17 protein-coding genes and 1 tRNA gene are annotated in these 15,292 nt (G+C 66.8%); 13 read left to right on the top strand and 5 right to left on the bottom strand.

Annotation, left to right across the window (positions count from 1 at the left end; all coding sequences use genetic code 11):
* The first annotated feature begins 58 nt into the window (after positions 1-58).
* The 3 genes from AC1RCS_RS15535 to AC1RCS_RS15525 are packed head-to-tail and all read left to right on the top strand — an operon-like array spanning position 59 to position 1,959.
* Entirely contained in the window at positions 59-613 is a 555-nt protein-coding gene (locus tag AC1RCS_RS15535; protein WP_218295160.1) for a flavodoxin family protein, read from the top strand.
* 51 nt (positions 614-664) lie between these two features.
* Positions 665-1,072, top strand: coding sequence for an OsmC family protein (locus AC1RCS_RS15530; RefSeq protein ID WP_218338684.1), 408 nt, complete (start codon positions 665-667; stop codon positions 1,070-1,072).
* A complete protein-coding gene (locus AC1RCS_RS15525; RefSeq protein ID WP_492245313.1) occupies positions 1,069-1,959 on the top strand; it encodes a pirin family protein in 891 nt (296 codons plus the stop codon). Before AC1RCS_RS15530 ends, AC1RCS_RS15525 begins: the two co-directional genes overlap by 4 nt.
* Before the next feature lie 117 nt (positions 1,960-2,076).
* Here the strand turns inward: AC1RCS_RS15525 and AC1RCS_RS15520 are convergent, their stop codons facing one another.
* The 4 genes from AC1RCS_RS15520 to AC1RCS_RS15505 all read right to left on the bottom strand — a co-directional run bounded on the left by AC1RCS_RS15520 (position 2,077) and on the right by AC1RCS_RS15505 (position 6,354).
* Positions 2,077-2,823, bottom strand: coding sequence for a sulfurtransferase (locus AC1RCS_RS15520; RefSeq protein ID WP_369642377.1), 747 nt, complete (start codon positions 2,821-2,823; stop codon positions 2,077-2,079).
* Positions 2,824-2,921: 98 nt separating this feature from the next.
* A complete protein-coding gene (locus AC1RCS_RS15515; protein WP_218295156.1) occupies positions 2,922-3,779 on the bottom strand; it encodes a MinD/ParA family protein in 858 nt (285 codons plus the stop codon).
* 10 nt (positions 3,780-3,789) lie between these two features.
* Positions 3,790-4,557, bottom strand: coding sequence for a GGDEF domain-containing protein (locus AC1RCS_RS15510; RefSeq protein ID WP_218295155.1), 768 nt, complete (start codon positions 4,555-4,557; stop codon positions 3,790-3,792).
* A gap of 84 nt (positions 4,558-4,641) precedes the next feature.
* Positions 4,642-6,354, bottom strand: a complete 1,713-nt coding sequence (locus tag AC1RCS_RS15505; protein WP_218295154.1) for a SulP family inorganic anion transporter — start codon at positions 6,352-6,354, stop codon at positions 4,642-4,644.
* Positions 6,355-6,506: 152 nt separating this feature from the next.
* On the opposite strand from AC1RCS_RS15505, the gene AC1RCS_RS15500 reads away from it, so the two are divergent.
* The 4 genes from AC1RCS_RS15500 (at position 6,507) to AC1RCS_RS15485 (ending at position 9,432) form a co-directional block, all read left to right on the top strand.
* Positions 6,507-6,965, top strand: coding sequence for a BON domain-containing protein (locus AC1RCS_RS15500; protein WP_218295153.1), 459 nt, complete (start codon positions 6,507-6,509; stop codon positions 6,963-6,965).
* Between the two features lie 74 nt (positions 6,966-7,039).
* Positions 7,040-8,278: a PLP-dependent transferase gene (locus AC1RCS_RS15495; protein WP_492245312.1), complete on the top strand. Its 1,239-nt coding sequence runs from the start codon at positions 7,040-7,042 to the stop codon at positions 8,276-8,278.
* A gap of 73 nt (positions 8,279-8,351) precedes the next feature.
* Positions 8,352-9,191, top strand: coding sequence for a DUF2189 domain-containing protein (locus AC1RCS_RS15490; protein WP_492245311.1), 840 nt, complete (start codon positions 8,352-8,354; stop codon positions 9,189-9,191).
* Between the two features lie 49 nt (positions 9,192-9,240).
* The gene (locus tag AC1RCS_RS15485; protein WP_492245310.1) at positions 9,241-9,432 is read left to right on the top strand and encodes a hypothetical protein; all 192 of its coding nucleotides are present in this window, start codon (positions 9,241-9,243) and stop codon (positions 9,430-9,432) included.
* A gap of 15 nt (positions 9,433-9,447) precedes the next feature.
* Here the strand turns inward: AC1RCS_RS15485 and AC1RCS_RS15480 are convergent, their stop codons facing one another.
* Positions 9,448-10,128 (bottom strand): arylesterase, encoded by a 681-nt coding sequence (locus tag AC1RCS_RS15480; protein WP_492245309.1) that lies wholly within the window; start codon positions 10,126-10,128, stop codon positions 9,448-9,450.
* Positions 10,129-10,143: 15 nt separating this feature from the next.
* Between AC1RCS_RS15480 and AC1RCS_RS15475 the strand changes: the two genes are divergently transcribed.
* The 6 genes from AC1RCS_RS15475 (at position 10,144) to AC1RCS_RS15450 (ending at position 15,193) form a co-directional block, all read left to right on the top strand.
* On the top strand, positions 10,144-10,857 hold the full coding sequence (locus AC1RCS_RS15475; protein WP_218295148.1) for an ABC transporter ATP-binding protein: 714 nt from the start codon (positions 10,144-10,146) through the stop codon (positions 10,855-10,857).
* Between the two features lie 90 nt (positions 10,858-10,947).
* The gene (rlmB, locus tag AC1RCS_RS15470; protein ID WP_492245308.1) at positions 10,948-11,694 is read left to right on the top strand and encodes a 23S rRNA (guanosine(2251)-2'-O)-methyltransferase RlmB; all 747 of its coding nucleotides are present in this window, start codon (positions 10,948-10,950) and stop codon (positions 11,692-11,694) included.
* Between the two features lie 34 nt (positions 11,695-11,728).
* On the top strand, positions 11,729-12,460 hold the full coding sequence (locus AC1RCS_RS15465) for an SIR2 family NAD-dependent protein deacylase (protein ID WP_492245307.1): 732 nt from the start codon (positions 11,729-11,731) through the stop codon (positions 12,458-12,460).
* A gap of 136 nt (positions 12,461-12,596) precedes the next feature.
* The gene (locus AC1RCS_RS15460; protein WP_369642382.1) at positions 12,597-13,763 is read left to right on the top strand and encodes an ABC transporter substrate-binding protein; all 1,167 of its coding nucleotides are present in this window, start codon (positions 12,597-12,599) and stop codon (positions 13,761-13,763) included.
* Positions 13,764-13,906: 143 nt separating this feature from the next.
* Positions 13,907-13,983, top strand: a tRNA-Val gene (locus AC1RCS_RS15455).
* Positions 13,984-14,452: 469 nt separating this feature from the next.
* Positions 14,453-15,193 carry a hypothetical protein gene (locus tag AC1RCS_RS15450; RefSeq protein ID WP_492245306.1) on the top strand — a complete coding sequence of 247 codons (741 nt, stop codon included), beginning with the start codon at positions 14,453-14,455 and terminating at the stop codon, positions 15,191-15,193.
* Positions 15,194-15,292: the final 99 nt, after the last annotated feature.

The raw sequence follows: 15,292 nt of genomic DNA, 5'->3' as shown, positions 1-15,292 counted from the left end.
CTTTTCTGACTTCCACCTGTTTTCATTCACTGCTTGCTTCCCCATCAGGAGTTTCTTCATGGCACACATCGCCGTTGTTTACCATTCGGGCTACGGCCACACCCAGCGCCTGGCCCAGGCCGTGGCCGAAGGCGCGGGCGCCGAGCTTGTCGCGATCGATGCGGACGGCAACCTGCCCGAGGGAGGCTGGGACACGCTGGCTGGCGCCAGCGCCATCATTTTCGGGTCGCCCACCTACATGGCGGGGCCGAGCTGGCAGTTCAAGAAATTCGCCGATGCCTCGTCCAAGCCCTGGTTCAGCCAGGCGTGGAAGGACAAGCTCTTCGCCGGCTTCACCAACAGCGCCAGCACCAACGGCGACAAGCAGGTCACGCTGGACTACCTGTTCCACCTGGCCATGCAGCATGGGGGCCTTTGGGTGGGCAACGGCATGATGCCTGCCAACTCCAAGGCCGCCACGCGCCAGGACGTGAACTGGATCGGCTCCTTCAGCGGCGCCATGGCGCAGTCGCCATCGGACGCCTCGGCCGCCGAGATGTTCCCGGGCGACCTGGCGACCGGCCGCCAGTTCGGCGAACGCGTGGCGGCCGCGGCCCTGCGCTGGGCCCGCTGAGCACGCGCTTCACGCTACAGTGGCCCGCACGAGAACAAAGGAGAAGCTCCCATGACCATCGAACTGCGGCGCATCCCCGGTGCGCCGATGGCCCAGGCCGTGCACATCCGCGGCCACGAATTCGTGGCCGACGGCACCGTGCAGGAGGGCGGCGTCGACAGCGGCCCGAACCCGCATGACCTGTACGACGCGGCGCTGGGCGCCTGCAAGGCGCTCACCGTGCTGTGGTATGCGCGCCGCAAGGGCCTGCCGGTGCAGGACGTGCACACCGTGATCGAACGCGACGCCTCGGCCGAGCGTGCCGGCACCTACCGCCTTTCGGCACGGCTGCAGATCAGCGGCGACCTGACCGACGCACAGATCAGCGAGCTGGAAACCGTTGCGCAGAAATGCCCGGTGCACAAGCTCATGACCACCGTGACGACGGAGATCAGCACCTCGGCGGAGCGCATGCCATGAGCGGGCCGATCCTGCAACTCAAGGGCCACGCCAAGGACCTGGGCGGCGGCTTCACCGTGCGCCGCCTGCTGCCCGCCGTGCAGCGCCAGGCGGTCGGGCCGTTCCTGTTCTTCGACCACTTCGGCCCCGTGACCGTGGTGCCGGGAGACAGCCACGACGTGCGTCCCCATCCGCACATCGGGCTGGCCACCGTGACCTATCTGTTTTCCGGCGCCATCATGCACCGCGACAGCCTGGGATACGTGCAGCAGATCGAGCCTGGCGCCATCAACTGGATGACGGCCGGCCGGGGCATCGTGCATTCCGAGCGGCGCCCGGAAAGCCTGGCGGACACGGCCTACGTGAACCACGGCATCCAGCTGTGGGCGGCCCTGCCCACGGCGAACGAGGAGGCGGAGCCGTCGTTCGTGCACACGCCGGCGGCCACCATCCCCGAGGTGCGCGTGGGGGACGCGACGGTGCGCGTGCTCATCGGCACCGCGTTTGGGCAGACCTCCCCGGTGGCGACCTATTCCCCCACGCTGTATCTCGACGTGCAGCTGCCCGGGGGCGCCACGCTGGAAATCCCGGCGCTGGCCCAGGAGATGGCGGTGTACACGGTGGACAACCCCGTGCAGCTCGATGGCGAAGCCCTGGGTGCGCAACTGCTCGCCGTGGTGGAGCCGGGCCAGGGCATGCGCCTGTCCGTGCCCGGCGAGGCCGCTGCGCGCCTCATGGTGATCGGCGGCGATGCCCTCGATGCGCCGCGCCACATGTGGTGGAACTTCGTCTCCAGCCGCAAGGAGCGCATCGTGCAGGCGGCGGACGACTGGGATGCGCAGGCCCTGGGCCAGGTGCCCGGCGAGGTGGAGTGGATACCGCTGCCCGAGCGCCGCTTCACCAAGTAGGCAGCCACCTTGGCGAAAGCCCCTGCCCGCTCATGCGAGCCGGTGGCCCCGCATGGCTGCTTGCTGAATTTTCAAGCCAAACAAGGTGCCAGCGCTTGTCCAGCAAGCGCTGGTTGCTCACTTTCTTGATTCTTCGGCCGCCGACAGGTCGCTGGCCAGCACCGCGCGTTCGTCGAACACAAAGCAGCCACCGCGGTAGTGGGCGCCATCGGTCAACTCGAAATACTTGAGGATGCCGCCTTCGAGCTGATAGACATGGGAGAGGCCTTCCTCGCGCATGAGGATGGCTGCCTTCTCGCAGCGGATGCCGCCCGTGCAGAAGCTCACCACGGTCTTGTCCTGCAGCGCATCCTTGTGCGCGCGCAGGGCGGGGGGGAATTCGGTGAACTTGCCGATGCGCCAGTCAATCGCGTTGTCGAAGGTGCCGTGGTCCACCTCGAAGGCATTGCGCGTGTCGAGCGTGACCACTTCGCGGCCCTCGTCATCGTGTCCCTGCTCCAGCCAGCGGCGCAGCGTGGCCGGGGCCACGGAGGGCGCGCGGCCCTCCGCGGGCTGGATGGCGGGATGGTCCATGCGGATGATCTCGCGCTTGACCTTCACCAGCATCTTGCGAAACGGCACCGTGGCCGACCAGCTTTCCTTGGGGTCGAGGTCGGCGAAGCGCGCATCGGTGCGCAGCGCATCCACGAACCCGCGCACCGCGTCCGCGGGCCCCGCCAGGAAGAAGTTGATGCCTTCGCCTGCCAGCAGGATGGTGCCCTTGAGGTCCGCCGCGGTGGCGCGCGCTTGCAGCAGGTCGCGCAGCGCCGCCGCGTCGGGCAGGGGCACGAACTTGTAGCAGGAGATATTGAGGATGTTGTCCATGGGATTCACGGCAAGGCAGCGCAATGGGGCCGCTGCGCTTCACCTCTCGCGCGGGCCGCCGCCGTGCAGCCAGGGGCCCGCAGCAGCCCGCAGGCTGCTCAGGGGGCGGGCGTCAGCAGCGTGGTTTCGATCTTGTTGGCCAGCTGGGCAATGGCCAGGGCCGCGGGGCAGCCCGGGGTCTGCAGCAACAGCAGCTGGCGGCGCATCACGGCGTCGCGCACGGAAGGGTCGGCCGGGATGTCGCCCATGTGGATGAGGCGCATAGGGCGGCCCGACTCGGTGCTCACAAAGCGGTCCAGCACCTGTTGCAGCTGGCTGGTGATGGCACGGCCATCGCCCGGGCGCGCGGCCTGGTTGATGACCATGCGCACGTGCTGGCGCTTTTGCTGCATGGCCAGCACCTTGATGGCCGCATAGGCGTCGGTCAGCGAGGTGGGTTCGGGCGTTGCCACGATCAGCACCTCGGAGGCGAGCGAAATGGAGAACAGCACCACGTCGGAGATCCCGGCGCCGGTGTCGAGCAGCACCACGTCGTACTGGGGCGTGAGCGCCTGGATCACGCTCAGGAACTGGTTGCGCACCTCGGGCGTCAGGCGCGAATACTCGACCATCCCCGATCCCGCCAGCAGAACGTTGAAGCCGCCGGGCGCCTGGATCACGGCTTCGTCCAGCGTGGCCTTGCCGGTGAAGACATCGTGCAGCGTGATTTTCGGGTGCAGGTTCAGCACCACGTCGAGGTTGGCCAGGCCCAGGTCGGCATCGAGCACCAGCACACGCTGGCCGCGGCGGGTCAGGGCGGCGGCCAGGTTGGCAGAAACAAAGGTCTTGCCCACCCCGCCCTTGCCGCTCGTGACCGCAATGATGCGGGCGCCCCCGGGGGCGGGAGCGTGGGGCGTGGCCGGGCCGGCAGGAACTGCTGGCGATGTGGGTGGGGAGGGGGACAGCGCGTCGCTCATCTTCTAACTTTCAGTAGGCGCTGCCTGTTGGGTCCAGCGGGGGCAGATCGCCCCAGCCCGAGGGGGTGTAGAGCGGTCCGAACAACAGGCTTTTCTCTTCGGCACTGACCGTGCTGTCGGGTTGCTCCTCGATGCTGACGCGGTTGCGGCCTTCGGCCTTGGCCTGGTAGAGCTGGTGGTCGGCACGGTCCGTCCACAGCAGCGTGGTCGAACGGATCCACTGCATGGCGAAGGCGCCGCCTATGCTCACCGACACGTTGAGCTCCACCGTGCTGGAAACCCGGATGGGCGTGTTGGCCACTGCGCGCCGGATGCGCTCGGCCACCACGCGGCCAAACCCTGCCTGGCATGCGGGCAGCACCACCGCGAACTCTTCGCCGCCATAGCGTGCCAGCGTGTCCATGGGGCGCACACAGGCATTGAGCGTGCGGGCCACCGACTGCAGCACGATGTCGCCGGCCAGATGGCCATGCGTGTCGTTCACCTTCTTGAAGTGGTCGATATCGAGCATGAGCAGCAGCGCCGCCTCGCCGGAGCGCGTGACGCGGTCGATTTCGCGCTCGAGCACCGCCCGGAAATGCCGGCGATTGGCCAGGCCGGTGAGCGGGTCCTTGAGGGACAGCTCGCACAGGCCGTCGATCAGGCCCTGCAGGTAGCGCGAAGGCACCTCGCGGTGCAATGCAGCTTCGCTGCCGCTGGCCTGAGCCACCAGCGCGTGTGCAGTATCCAGGCGAAGGTCGCGCAGATCTACAAGGTAAGAGGCCGCAGAGTCAGACACAAATGGAGCAAAGAGAGTTTATGAAGTGTACCAGTGCGTCAGCAAAAAGAGGGCCAGCCCTGTGTCTAGGTGAAACCCGCGAAGCTATCCCTGGGCGGGGGCCGTAGAAGGGGGCAATGGCGAGGGTGGCAGCAGCTGCAGCGCCATCAAGGCGTCGGCATCGGTGCGGTACATCGCCAAGCCGGCGCCGGCGTCCAGCAGGCCCGCCTGGCGCAGCACCCGCTCCACGGGCAGCTTGAGGCCGCTCAGGTGCAGCGTGCCGCCGCGGGACCGCAGCAGGGCCAGCAGGTGGGCGAAGGTCTCTACGCCCGTCACGTCGATGCGGTTGATGGGCTGGGCCAGCAGGCACAGGTGCACCACCTCCGGGTGGGCCGCCAGGTGTTCGGTGACGCGGCGCTCCAGCGCGCTGGCGGAGGCGAAATCGAGTTCCGCATCCATGCGCAGCGCCAGCAGCCGGGGGGCGAGCGCGGGAAGATGCCACAAGTGCCGGTCGCGCAGGCTGCCGTCAGGGTGCAGGCCCACCTCGATGATGCGGGGATGCAGCCGCTGGTACAGGAAGTGGCTCAGGTTCATCAGCAATCCCACCAGCACTCCCCAGTACATCCTGGGTGCCGTGGCGAGCGTCAGTGCGAAGGTGACGCCGCCGATCACCGCCTCCACCCGCGATACCCGCCACAGCCGCAGCAGCGTGCCAGGCTTGATGAGGCTGGTCACCGCGGTCACCACCACGGCCGCGAGCACCGATTGCGGCACGTGGTAGAGCGCCGGCGTGAGCCAGAGCAGCACCACCAGCACCAGCGCGATCGCAAAAACGGTGGCCCAGCCGCTTTTTGCGCCCGCGTACAGGTTGATGGCCGACCGCGAGAACGAGGCGCTGGTGGCAAAGCTGCCGCACAGCCCGCTGCTGATCTTGGCCAGGCCCTGGCCAATCAGATCCTGGTTTTCGTTCCAGCGCTCGCCCGAGCGCTGGCTTTCCACCTTGGCGCTGGACGCGGTTTCGAGAAAGCTCACCAGCGTGACCACCAGCACCGGCATCACCAGGGCGGCGAATCCCGACCAGGGGAGGGCGCCGGGCCAGTAGGGGGCGGGCAGCCCCGAAGGCAGCGCCCCCACCACGGCGCCACCAGCGTCCGCATAGCCCAGCGCCCAGCTCAGCGCGCCCGCAGCGCCCACGACGACGATGGCGGCGGGGAAATTGGGCCGCCAGCGGCGTGCGAGGGTCAGCAATGCCAGGCTTCCCAGGCCAAAAGCGGCCGCGGCGAGGTCAAACAGGCCGGGCGAGGGCGTGGACAGCAGCGCGCCCCAGTCCGACCGCAGGCCCGTGAGCGCCGCGAGCTGAGAGCCCAGGATCAACAGGGCCGCCGCCTGCGTGAAGCCACTGAGCACGGGGGATGTCACCAGGTTCAGAAGCCAGCCAAAACGCGCGATGCCCATCACCAGCTGCAGCAGTCCGGACATCAGGGCGATCCATGCCGCCATGGCCACCCATTGCGCGCTGCCCGGCTCGGCCAGGCCCGTGAGCGAAGCGCCGATCAGCAGGCTGGTGAGCGCCGTGGGACCCACGCCCAGACGGGTGGACGCACTGAACAGCACCGCCACCAGGGCGGGAATCAGCGAGGCATAGATGCCCGTCACGAGCGGCATGCCGGCCAGGGCCGCATAGGCGACCCCCTGCGGCACCAGCATCAGGCCCACCGTCATTCCGGCCCAGAACTCCCCCTTGAGCAGGGCGCGGTCGGGCCGGGGCCAGGAGAGAAAGGGAAGCCAGCGGGTCAGCGAGGAGGGGAAAGCAAGCATGCATACATTGTCGCCCCTGTCCTGAGGTGGCCCTGGCATCTGCGCGGCCGCCTGGCGGCACCGTCCTACAGTCGCTTCGGTGGCGTCCGACCCGGGGCCAGCGAAAGGTTGCCTAGAGTCGAGCCCATGTTTCAACCGCAAGGAGTTTTCGCATGAATACCCAGATGATTTCCCAGCGTCCCGCACACCGTATTGCCAGTATCCTGGCTGTGAGCGCCCTGGCCTTGGGCCTGTCGGCATGCGGCAAGAAGGACGAGCCTACCGTGGGCCAACGCTTGGACTCCGCGGTCGAGAAGACTGAACAGGCTGCCGCGGATGCCCGCATGAAAGCTGAAAGCGCCATGCAAAATGCGGAATCTTCTGCCAAGAAGGCTACCAATTCTGCTGCGGGCGCGATCGATGACGCCACTATCACTGCCCAAGTCAACGCAAGCTTGGCCAAGGACCCTGATTTGAGCGCGGTGAAAATCAATGTAGATACGGTGAACGGTAAGGTGACTTTGAACGGCCCCGCACCTTCCACCGTCGCCCGCGACCGTGCTGAAACGATTGCCAAGGGCGTTACGGGCGTCACGGAGGTCAACAACCAGTTGGTCGTGACCGCCAGCTGATTCGCCTGCCAGCGCGCCGTAGCCGCGCCGCACGCCATACGCGCCGCCAGGGGTATCCCTGGCGGCGCGCTACCATGGCTGGCATGAAAGAGCACGACACCGATCCCGCCACCCGCATCGTCCACCACGGCTACGTGCCACCCAGCGGGTTCGCGGCCCCGCAGCCGGGGGTCTACAAGGCCTCCACCGTCATTTTCCCCAACGTGGTGGCCATGCGCTCGCGCGAGTGGAAGGACAAGAGCGGCTATACCTACGGGCTGCACGGCACGCCCACCACCTTCATCCTCGAAGAGCGCCTGTGCACGCTGGAAGGGGGCCTGCAGTGCGTGCTGGTGCCCAGCGGCCTGGCGGCCATCGCCAACGTGGGGCTGGCCTTGCTCAAGCCGGGCGATGAGGTGCTGATACCCGACAACGCCTACGGTCCCGGCAAGGATTTCGCCCACGGCGAACTCGCGCGTTTCGGCGTTTCCCATGGGCTGTACGACCCGCTGGACCCCGCCGACCTGGCGGCCCGCATCACGCCGGCCACGCGGCTGGTCTGGCTGGAGGCCCCGGGCTCGGTCACCATGGAGTTTCCGGATCTCTGCGAGCAGGTGCGCATCTGCCGTGCCCGTGGCGTGATCACCGCCCTGGACAACACCTGGGGGGCGGGCCTGGCGTTTGCGCCCTTCGATCTCAGTGGAGACGGCAGCCTGGGTGTGGACATCTCGGCCCATGCCCTCACCAAATACCCCAGTGGCGGCGGTGACGTGCTCATGGGCAGCGTGATCACGCGCGACCCGGGCCTGCACATGAAGATCAAGCTGACCCACATGCGGCTTGGCCTGGGGGTGGGCGGCAACGATGCCGAGGCCGTGCTGCGCGCCTTGCCCAGCATTGGCTTGCGCTACCGCGCCCATGACAGGGCGGCCCGCAGCCTGGCGCAGTGGATGCAGCAGCAGCCTGCCGTGGCCCAGGTCCTGCACCCGGCGCTGGCGGGGGCGCCTGGCCACGGCCACTGGAAGGCGCTGTGCGGTGCTGCCGACGGTGGCGAGGGCACGGCCGCCGGGTTGTTCAGCGTGATGATCCACGCGCGCCACACCCAGCAGCAGGTGGACGTGTTCTGCGACAGCCTGCGCTTGTTCAAGCTCGGCTACAGCTGGGGCGGGCCGATGAGCCTGGTGGTGCCTTACCACCTTTCCAGCATGCGCAGCCGTCCCACGGCGCATCTCCAGCCCGGCACGCTCGTGCGGTTTTCCATAGGGCTGGAAGCGGAGGAGGATCTTCGGCAGGACCTGCAGCAGGCCCTGGAGCGGGCCTTCCCGGAGGCCTGACCCCCGCCGGACGGGCCAGGGGGTGGTAGTTTCCGCAGTGGCGTGCAGGTGCCGGGGGGCTTAGTGTGGCGGCATGACTGCCACCTCTTCCAAGCCCGCCCCCGACGCGGCAGGCCCCGCCGGCTCCACGGCCGCCGACACCGGCGCCGCGCAGCAGGTCACCCTGCAGCGCCTTCGCCTGGCCGACCCGTTGCGCTGGCTCGCCAGGGGCCTGCGGGACGTGCGCGCCGCGCCCGGCATCGCCGTGTTCTACGGCACGTGCTTCTGGGCCATGGCGCTGGTGCTGGGCTGGGTCTTTCGCACCCGGCCGGAGTACACGATGTCCCTGGCCAGCGGCTGCCTGCTGCTGGGCCCTTTCCTGGCCATGGGGCTGTATGACACCAGCCGGCGGCGCGAGGCGGGGCTGGCGCCGGCATTGAGCGAGTCGCTCACCTGCTGGGACAGCCACATGGGCAGCATGGGCATGCTGGTGCTGGTCCTCGTGGTGCTCGAGCTGCTGTGGGGCCGTGCCTCGCTGGTGGTGTTCGCCGTGTTCTTCAACACCGGCATGCCATCGACCACGGGCGTGCTGCAGGCGGTCTTCAACCCGCAGAACTGGAGCTTCGTCGCGGTCTATGCAGTGGTCGGGGGCGTGTTCGCGGCACTGGTGTTCTCCACATCCGTCGTGTCCATCCCCATGATCCTCGACCGCGACACCGACGCCCTCACGGCCGGCATCACGAGCATGCGCGTGGTGGTGGAAAACACTGCCGTGATGCTGCTCTGGGGGGCGATCATTACCGCCGCGGTGGCCGTTTCGCTCTGGTTCTGGGGCATTGGGCTGCTTCTGGCGGGCCCTGTCCTGGGCCATGCCAGCTGGCATGCGTACCGTGCATCAGTAACCCCACTGCGGCCCGCTGCGGCATGTGCCTGAAAAAAGACCATGCTGTTACAGTGAGCCTCTACTTCAGGAAGCAACTACCTTGGCAACACCCAACTACGGATACGAAAAACGCCAGCGCGAACTCGCCAAAAAGAAAAAAAAGGAAGAGAAGCTGAGGGCCAAAACACAGCGCCGGCCCGATGACCCGCAGGGGGACCAGCCCTCGGACGGTCAGCCGGCCGAGGGCGCGGATGTCCCTGCCGGTCAGCCCGCGGATTCCACCGGCGCCTGAGGCGCCGGGCCCATTTCAGCGCAGCAATTTCCTGAGTTCCGGCCATACGTTGGCCAGCATCTGCGGATGCGCCTCGGCGCGTGGGTGGATGCGGTCCGGCTGGAACAGGCGGGTCGGGTCCGCCCCGTCCGCCACGCCCTTCAGGAAGAAGGGGACCACGGCGGCCTTCTGGGCCTGCGCGACCGTGGCGAACAGGCCCGCAAACCGGTTCGCGTAGTCGGTGCCATAGTTGGGCGGCACCTGCATCCCCACCAGCAGCACCCTGGCGCCGGCCTTTTGCGCCGCCTGCGTCATCCACGTCAGGTTCTCTTCGGTATTCTTGAGCGGCAGCCCGCGCAGGGCATCGTTGCCGCCCAGTTCAATCACCACATGGCTGGGCTTGTGCTGCGCCAGCAGCGCTGCCAGCCGCGAGCGCCCGCCCGCGGTGGTCTCCCCGCTCACGCTGGCGTTGACCACGGTGGCCGCCAGCTTGTCCTGGGCGAGCTGCTTTTCCAGCAGGGCCACCCAGCCCGTGCCGCGCGCCAGCCCGTACTCGGCGCTCAGGGAGTCTCCCAGCACGAGGATGAGGGGAGGGCGAGGCGGCGTGGCCGCGGCTTTCGCGCTGGCCTGGGCCCAGGCGGCGGGGGCGCAAGCCCCCACCACGGCGCCGGCGGCGGCGCTCAGGATAAAGTGGCGCCGATGCAGATCTCGAATCAAAGTAAAGAGCCTTTCATGTCCGAATCCCTCTCATCGCCCGTGGCATCGGCCACGGCGCCGTCCGCGGCACCCATTATTGCCGTGGAGCATGTCTTCAAGTCGGTGACGGATTCCACCGGAACGCTCGACATTCTGCGGGATATCGATTTCCGCCTGGCCTCCAGGGAAACTGCGGCCATCGTGGGGGCTTCGGGATCGGGCAAGAGCACCTTGCTGTCCATCATCGCGGGGCTGGACACCCCCACGCGGGGCACCGTGCGCCTGGACGGGCACGACCTCTTTGCCATCGACGAGGATGCGCGCGCCGCGCTGCGCGCCCAGAAGGTGGGCTTCGTGTTCCAGAGCTTTCAGCTCATGGGCAACCTCACCGCGCTGGAGAACGTGATGCTGCCGCTGGAGCTGGCCAACCGGCGCGATGCGCGCAAGGCCGCCGCCGACATGCTGGCCCGCGTGGGCCTGGGGCAGCGCCTCGCGCACTACCCCAAGGTGCTGTCGGGCGGCGAGCAGCAGCGCGTGGCGCTGGCGCGTGCCTTCGTGGTGCAGCCGGCGGTGCTGCTGGCCGACGAGCCCACGGGCAGCCTGGACTTCGCCACCGGCGAGACGATCATGAAGCTCATGTTCGACCTCAACCGCGAACAGGGCACGACCCTGGTGCTGGTCACGCACGACCGGGCCATCGCCGACCAGTGCGAGCGGCGCATCACCATCGAGGCCGGGCGGGTCGTTTGAGTTCAAGTGCTGTTTGCACTAAAGCGCAAGCAGTGCAAGCGCCTGCAGCTATAAAAATGATAGCTATGACGTGCAACGGATAATCACGCCATGTCCAGCCCCAAAGTTCTCTTCGGCTTTCACGCCGTGGGCGTGCGTCTGAAGACCGCGCCGAAATCCATCATCGAGATTTACTACGAAGCCACGCGGCGCGACGCCCGCATGCGCCAGTTTCTCGACCGTGCCCGCGAGGCCGGTGCCCGCCTGATCGAGGCCGACAGCGTGCGCATCGCCAAGCTGGCCGGCAGCCACGGCCACCAGGGCGTGGCCGCGCGGGTGGAGCCCGTGGCCCAGGTCACCTCGCTGGATGAGCTGCTGGAGAACCTGGAAGCCGCCGGCATCGAGCAGCCTTTGCTGCTGGTGCTCGACGGCGTGACCGACCCGCACAACCTGGGCGCCTGCCTGCGCGTGGCCGATGGCGCGGGCGCGCATGCCGTCATCGCCCCCAAGGACCATGCCGTGGGCATCAACGCCACGGTGGCCAAGGTGGCCAGCGGCGCGGCCGAGACCATGCCGTACTTCATGGTCACCAATCTGGCGCGCACGCTGGGCGAGTTCAAGGAGCGCAACATCTGGTGCATCGGCACCAGCGACGATGCGCCCAAGACGGTCTACCAGGTGGACCTGAAAGGCCCCGTGGCCCTGGTGCTGGGCGCCGAGGGCGATGGCATGCGCCAGCTCACGCGCAAGACCTGCGACGAACTGGTGAGCATTCCCATGAAGGGCGCGGTCGAGAGCCTGAACGTGTCGGTGGCCAGCGGCGTGTGCCTGTATGAGGCGCTCCGTCAACGCTCCTGATTCCTGCGCCGGCCCGGACGACGCAGGAGGGGCCTTGCTGGACACCGTGAAGGACTGGGTGCGGCAGGCCCGCCACATCGCCGTGCTGACCGGGGCGGGCGTGAGCGCGGAATCGGGGGTGCCCACCTTCCGTGACGCCCGGACGGGCTACTGGGCCCAGTTCCGCCCCGAGGACATGGCGACCGAGGAAGGCTTCCGCGCCCACCCCCAGCGCGTGTGGGACTGGTACCAGTACCGGCGCGATCTGCTGCAGGGGGTGGCGCCCAATGTGGGGCATTTTGCGCTGGCCGATTTTCAGCGCGGCGATCCTGGCCGCCTCACGCTCATCACCCAGAATGTCGATGGCCTGCACCAGCGTGCCGGCAGCGCCGGAGTGCTGTGCCTGCACGGCGACATCTTTGAGGACCGCTGGCTGGATATGCCGCGCAACTGCTGCCATGTCGACCACGCCGTGGCGGGCCGCCCGCCATATTGCGACCGCTGCGGCAACCTGCTGCGCCCCGGGGTGGTGTGGTTCGGGGAGGCCCTGCCGTATGCAACGCTCGAGGCCGCGCAGCACGCAGCCGGGCGTTGCGACCTGATGCTGGTCGTGGGCACGGCCGGTGCGGTCTACCCGGCGGCCGGCCTGGCGCACCAGGCGCGCGCGGCCGGTGCCCGGGTGGCGGTGCTCAACCCCGCGCCCAGCGAGCTGGATGGCGCCGCGCATGCGGTGCTGCGTGGCACCGCCGCCACGCTCCTGCCGCAACTGCTGCTGGCCCGCGGCTAGAGCACAGGCAGGTTCTTTGCTGCGGGCCGGCGGCCGTGGTGTGACGTGATGCGCACAGCTGTCGCGAAGCTGACAAGTGAAACCCGCATATGCCTGTAGCCTGCGCCACCTTTGCACTACTTTGGGGCGTATCGACATGAGCCGTAGACACTTTCTTTTGCGCGCCACCCAGGCCGTGGCTGCCACCGGCTTGCCCGCATGGGCCCAGACCGCCATGGCCGCAGAAGAAGCCCTGACCGCCCGGAGCGTCAACCTGGGCTGCTCCATCGCGCTGACCGGCCCGCTGGGCCAGGCAGGCATCGAGCAGGTGGCGGGCATGAAGGCGGCGTTTGCCGAAGTGAACAGCGCCGGCGGCGTGCACGGCCGCGAGATCCGCATGGAGATCAAGGACGACGGCTATGTGGCCAGCCGCACCCTGCAGAACGTGACCGGCATGGTCGAGGCGCAGTCGGTGTTCGCGCTGATCTCGCCGCTGGGCACGGCCAACACCGCGTCCATTCTTCCGCTCATCGAATCCAAGGGCATTCCCACCGTGGGGCCCGTCACGGGCGCCACTTCGCTGCGCATGCCCGAAAACCGCCATGTGTTCTTCCTGCGCCCCACGTACCGCGAAGAGACGCAGCGCCTGGTCAAGCAGATCGTGGACATGGGCCTCAAGCGCATTGCCGTGGTCTACCTGGACAACCCCTTTGGCAAGGAAGTGCTCAAGGACATGTCCAAGGTGCTCGACGAGATCAAGGTCGAGCGCGCGGGCGAATTTGCCCTGGCCGTGGATGGCAAGAACGGCGCCGAGCTGGCCGACAAGGTGGCCGCCGAGCGCCCGGGCGCCGTGCTGCTGGCCACCACCGGCACGGCCAACACCGCGTTCGTGCAGGCCTTTCGCGCCAAGGCGCAGGGCGTGCCGCTGGCGGGCCTGTCGGTCACGGTGATCTCCTCCGAGCTGCCCAAGCTCGCCGCTTCCACGCGCGGCCTGGCGCTGGTGCAGGTGTTCCCGGATGCCAACTCGCAAAAGTCGGTGGTGGTGCGCAAGTTCCAGAGCAGCATGAAGGCCACGGGCGGCGATGCGGCGTTCCTGAACAGCGGCAGCGCGCTGGAAGGCTGGCTCAACGGCCAGATCATGATCGAGGGCCTGAAGAATGCCGGCAAGGACGTCACGCGTGAACGCCTGCGCTCGGGCCTGGCCAGCATCCGTTCGCTGTCGTTCGGCGACTTCAACGTGGGCTTTGGCAACAAGGCGCCCTACATCGGTTCGGACGCGATCTACCTGGCGGTGTACGCGGAGAACGGACGCCGCATCAGCTGACGACCACGCGCCCCTGCGGCAGTGAACGTGTCCGCCGTGGATGCGGTGTCATCATTGTTGGCGTAGCTGTCTGATTGAGATTGATGGACCAATTTGATGGCGGGTCGATTTTTTATGGTTATAATCGTAGTCTAAACAACGACAGGCGCGTAGCTCAGCTGGTTAGAGCACCACCTTGACATGGTGGGGGTCGTTGGTTCGAGTCCAATCGCGCCTACCAAGTTTTTCTCTTTGAAGGAGACCAGCCTTCAGAATTTCGGGAAATCTTGGCAACCTGCTCCAGGTTCGTATCCAGATCAAGCCGCCATGTTTTGGGCGGCTTTTTCGGTTCTGGATTCTGTTTCTAACTGGGCACACTATTGCCCACGTCGATCCACCATTCCCTTTTGGCCGCGTGGCTTCATTGCCCAGGTCCAACAGCCGCCGTCTCGGCGCATGCTGAATGCGGTTTCTTGGCGCGCATCCCCGGTCATGATCAAACATTTGGCCGAGCGATTTTGAAAACCCGCGATTCCCATCAAGCCATTTGGCCCTGGATGGGTTTTCTATTTGAACAGTTGTAGAGTAGTGCCAATCGCGCGCAACTCACGCTGCCAACGACCATATGTTGCCCTATGGTTGGCGCGGGCGGGATCAAAGAAGGGCGTCTGAAGATTCCTCCTGATTTCACACCGTAAAGGTCTTGTCGCATGGCAAAAATCAAGACAGTTCTTATCCCTGATGGCCGGGTCACTTCTGCGGACCCGGACGAGGAGGTCATTTATGTGGCGACAAATGCAGGCATACCCGTGGTGCCAGGCTCGCGTCCTGCCATCGTCGTGAATCCCTACCTGATCGTTTTCGATGAAACAGGCAAGCCCGGCAACTACCAGGGCCAAAACAACCGGCACACCATCGCGATGGATGTACGGTTCATTGGCGGCTACCTGGAGGGCTGCCATATGGGCCTCGTCGCGAGGCACAAAGGTTCCAATCAGTCTCCCCATGTTCCTGGCGACAACCGGGGAGCCGCAGCAATCCTTGGCAATTGGAGCTACGGACCTGGCTGCGTTGCTCTCGAGGAGATTGAAATCAGGCCTGACTTCACGAACGGCGAGTCGCACCAGCCACAAACGGGAACCAACCCACGCGGCACGCTTGAGAACGACAAAGTGCACGCAGATCGGTGGTACCGGGTCGTCATAGAGAGTGTGTCCTTTCTGGGGCAAATGGGCCACAGGATCTACGTGAAGGACAAGGTGACGGGCGAGGTCGTGTACTCCTTGTCGCCCGAGTACTGGTCCGACTACTCAGAGAACTATCTAGCTCGAGATGCTGGCAAGGTGTGCCTTTTCAGCATCCCTTCCGGCACCTTCGCGGGCGCCCAGATGCACTTCACCAATCTGGTGAGTTATTGGTCCAGAGCCATTGAGCGGATCTCGAATCCGTAGGCCGCTGAGCGGGAAGCGACCAACCCAGCATCTCCGGTGCGGTCCACTCGGGGGACTGACCACCGGCGAATCAGGTGCTTTTGGCGGTGTGCGGCAGCC

This window comes from Acidovorax sp. GW823-FHT01C06 (genome assembly GCF_058798375.1).
The sequence above is the reverse complement of the archived record's forward strand: the minus strand, read 5'-3'. Positions and strand labels throughout refer to the sequence as shown.